Here is a 3848-nt window from a genome sequence, read left to right on the forward strand (position 1 = left end):
CAACAAGACTCTGGAAATCGATCCTGAATACTGGGAAGCAATGCTCAATCTGGGACAGGCTTATATTAGCTGAGCTCTCTCCACTTCGGAAATTTTAGTGGGTCCAAGGGATTCTAAATCTTCTTTCAACATTAATGCCGCACGTTCCGACATATTTCTAAACCATTTTTCTTTCATAGCTTGACTGGCTGTTTTTAGCGAAAGTATCAAGTCCTCTTGATTATTTTCCGCCAGTATCATCTGGATATGCTGGTCGTCAATTTTTAGAATATCCTCATAGGTGAATCTAAAATGACGTATTTTATTGGCCGTATCGGGGTCAATTTCATCTATTGAGTTCAAGATATCGGCTTCCATTCCCCGTTCAAGACCGCTCAAGACACTTGCCGCGACTTTAAAACCACCCAGGTCACTCCCTTTAAATCCTACCGAAACGCTTAGTTTTTGGTGCAACGCATGGTCCAGGTCACGTAACGCTGCGGGCGAGACTCGGCCAATCTCCGAAAGACGGCGGACAATATCCATACGAACTCTTTCAGGCAATTCGGAAATGGTTTTTGCCGCCAGATTCAAGTCCAGATGAGCCAGTATAATTGCCGCCGTCTGCGGGTGTTCATCGAGAAGATAAGCCGCGATGGTTTTGGGCTCCATTTTACGGACCATCTCCAGCCCTCCGCCCAACTCTTCCGGCTGAAAATTAATATTCTCTAGAATTCTGTCCGTTTTTTTTGAACCAAAAGCCCTCAACATGGTTTTTTGCAGAAACTGCTTTCCATCGACCCTCGGTCTCCCTTCATTTACTTGAATCTCATGGTAAAACTCTTGCGTAATTCTGTTCATGGTGTGCATATCCACTGAATCCAGAGAAGACATATAGTTCGCGATCAACTGGATTTCCTTTTCATCCAGGTTCTTCATAATTTTAGCGGCTTCACCCGCACCCAGAGACATGATCACAAGAGCCGCTTTTTCAGGCCCACTATATTCTTTCCCCACAGCCACCTCACTTAATAAATAATTCGCGGTTGAGCGATGAACAGAAACCAGCACGCACCTATTCCCCTACGATTTTTCCTGATATTTCCACTAGATAGACATAAAACATTTAGACATTAAATCTAACAATGCCGTCTCTCAAGTAAAGACAGGCGAGGTTTTCCCTTTCAAATATCCTATCTGTCCAAGAGAAATTTTTTAATTGTTTAGTGGAGCATTAAGCAATAAATTAACATCAATAGTTACACAAAAAAATCCCCTAAAAAGGGTATATGAGGCAGGTGATCCTATCGTGCTTAGCGAGAGTCTTCAGAAGTACCGAGGAATCAGGGCTTTTACAAATTATTTCAAAGTACGCCGCAATCTTGCAACTGGATGGATTTGGCTTCAACACCGAATGGCAAGGTCCACATTTCCTTACCGTGACCAATGGTAATTAATCATATCTTCAAATTCTCGCAAATCTCAGACAACATTTTTGGATTGGTATCTGTAGATACTGGTTGTCGTAATATTCTGATGACCTAATAATTGCTGAACGTTCCGAATGTTAATACCCTGATTAAATAATCTGGTAGCAAATGAATTATAACTTGCATTTAATTTAGGGGAAAATCGCATTTAATCCGATAAATTTACTAGCCAAATTCTTCCTGAAGCAATTCTCATACCCAGCAAAACCCGTTCCGCGCTTTTCATCCCAAACTAACTGCAACTTTTTCCCAAACTAAATGCGCGGTTATAGCGAGCAAAAAAATAAGTTTGGGTGATTTTAAGGGAATTCTTTGCATCGCTTTTCTATCTTCATACGAAGGGCTTATGATAGTCTCTGATCTTGCCCGGAATATGTGGATACGAAGTTAAGCCGCATTTTGCTTCTCAAAATCTACCGGGCTGAGATAGCCCAAGTGTGAATGACGACGTTGCCGATTATAGAACACTTCTATGTATTCAAAAATCGCCGTCTTCGCCTCCTGGCGAGTTGCGTAAAGTTTTCCGTGAATCAACTCCACCTTCAAGCTGTGGAAAAAACTTTCCGCTACAGCATTGTCCCAACAGTTCCCCTTCCGACTCATACTACATGGTGTTGAGAAACCTGGGCTTGAGGGGTTAAAAGGTGTGGATGACAGGTGTCATGAATAGTCCAAGACAACTTTTTCCATTCACTCTATTTGCCTTTGAAAGTTCAAAAATACCGGTTGGCATTCCCCTTGTATTTCCTGACAAGGATATGATTAAATCATTTATGTTTTCCTGAAAATTGTTGTGGGGTGGCAGGTTTACTTCAGGCAACCGGATCTCGAAAGAGAGACAGGGGGCACTCACTTTAAGGAGGAGAAATGAAATCAGTTAAGATGTGGGGTTCGCCAGGTTATCGATTTGCAGTTTCAATATTATTTTTCGCTTTAGCTCTGCAAGTGGGAATTTCTTCCGTGTTTGCCAATGACATGGTGAGAAGGGCTCAGGAAACTTTAGCTGAAAAAGGTTTTGACCCGGGGCCAGTAGATGGTATCTGGGGGGCAAAAACTAAAAGTGGAGTCATGAAATTTCAAGAAAGCGAAGGGCTTTTAGCTTCGGGGCAATTGGATAAGCAGACGAAAAACCGTTTGTTTTCGTCCGTGAGTGAATCTGCACCCGCCGAAACACATTCTTCGGCTCCAACCTCCTCGGGAGTTTATAAGGGTAATACGGGTGTCGATGTTCCCGATTCAGAAATTGTCTGGGGCCGACACAAGAAATAATTTATACAAATTCCCGAGTTAAAATTGCCTCAGGAACCGATGGGTTCCTGGGGTGTTTTTTTTCATGAGCCACTTCATCTCCTACGAAATTTTTGCGCTTTTAAGCCGCCTCCAGAAATAGTAACCGCCACCTGCCAAAAGAAGAAGCATATAGAACCCGTATTCGATAATAAAGCGATAGAAGTACCCCATGATGACCAACTTGATGATCGGCCATGCGAGATACAAGACCCCTGCGATGCCAAGAAGTGAGAGTATAATTTTTGCGTTCAATAGATTATCCCAGGTTTTTATCCAGTTTATTGCGTTAAAATCAGAGGCGACAGCGGATCGGCGGGTTCATGCGTAATCACAACTATGAGTTATAAAAAAAACAAAAACTCCAAGAGTTACCAGTCCAGATAAGGCGAGAGGCTTCCAATTTGTGCGGAGATACTCCCTGAAATTTGGGTTGAGCGGGTAAGGGGAGCGTCCAAAAGCCTTTTCAGCATTATTTTCACCCATGAAAGAATTGTTATAGGCAGAGCAGTTTTCTTTAAAGACAGCCCAGAAGAAAATGGCGGTGCTCATGTATATAATCAGGGAGAAAAGGCCCAGAAGTACAAAAGTAATTTGATCCATTAGAGTTCACACGATTCCCACAGCGGGACGAGAAGCATCAACCTTTAAAAATCGAACAGGGCGATGCCAAAAGAAACCGCAGTATAAATCACGCAGAACACACAGGCAAAAAAGGGCTTCTTATAGATATTGGCAAGCGTCTTCATTCTAGGATTATATCGTTTCTCAGAGTATTTCGCAATGTCCGGTCCTCTTTTGATTAAACCTGAAGGTCAAAGTTTTTCAGATTTTGATAGCTTAATAATGGTTCAAGATAGGGCTGGCTGGGGGGAAGATAGGATGATTAGATTGAAATTTATAAGTTAAATTGAAATGCAGGTTCAATCATCGGTCTATAAAACGTTTGGCTTCAAAACACTCTATGAGCTATTCTTCAAAGGGTAAGCTTTACGAGTGAGTTGGACAATCACCCTCAGGAACAACAGATCATGCCAATCCTTTATTTCATCTTATGGGCATCTCTAAAAATTAGTTTTCACAGAAAATAGA

Annotated in this window: 4 protein-coding genes and 1 pseudogene; 1 reads left to right on the forward strand and 4 read right to left on the reverse strand. The window is 42.0% G+C overall.

Translation table 11 applies throughout. The features are described 5' to 3' along the window. Positions 1 to 60: 60 nt before the first annotated feature. From fliG to O3C58_14040, 3 genes and pseudogenes are all read right to left on the reverse strand, one after another. A complete protein-coding gene (gene fliG, locus O3C58_14030) occupies positions 61 to 1050 on the reverse strand; it encodes a flagellar motor switch protein FliG (GenBank protein MDA0692969.1) in 990 nt (329 codons plus the stop codon). A gap of 411 nt (positions 1051 to 1461) precedes the next feature. Continuing rightward, positions 1462 to 1617 (reverse strand): tyrosine-type recombinase/integrase, encoded by a 156-nt coding sequence (locus O3C58_14035; GenBank protein MDA0692970.1) that lies wholly within the window; start codon positions 1615 to 1617, stop codon positions 1462 to 1464. Between the two features lie 239 nt (positions 1618 to 1856). Further along, positions 1857 to 2075 (reverse strand): annotated as a pseudogene (locus tag O3C58_14040) (IS3 family transposase). A 261-nt stretch (positions 2076 to 2336) separates the two neighbouring features. On the opposite strand from O3C58_14040, the gene O3C58_14045 reads away from it, so the two are divergent. Continuing rightward, positions 2337 to 2738 (forward strand): peptidoglycan-binding domain-containing protein, encoded by a 402-nt coding sequence (locus O3C58_14045; protein ID MDA0692971.1) that lies wholly within the window; start codon positions 2337 to 2339, stop codon positions 2736 to 2738. Between the two features lie 81 nt (positions 2739 to 2819). Here O3C58_14045 and O3C58_14050 read toward each other — a convergent pair whose 3' ends face one another. Then, complete coding sequence (locus tag O3C58_14050) at positions 2820 to 3011, reverse strand: hypothetical protein (protein MDA0692972.1); 192 nt, start codon at positions 3009 to 3011, stop codon at positions 2820 to 2822. Positions 3012 to 3848: the final 837 nt, after the last annotated feature.

The organism is Nitrospinota bacterium (assembly GCA_027619975.1).
GTDB lineage: Bacteria > Nitrospinota > Nitrospinia > Nitrospinales > VA-1 > JADFGI01.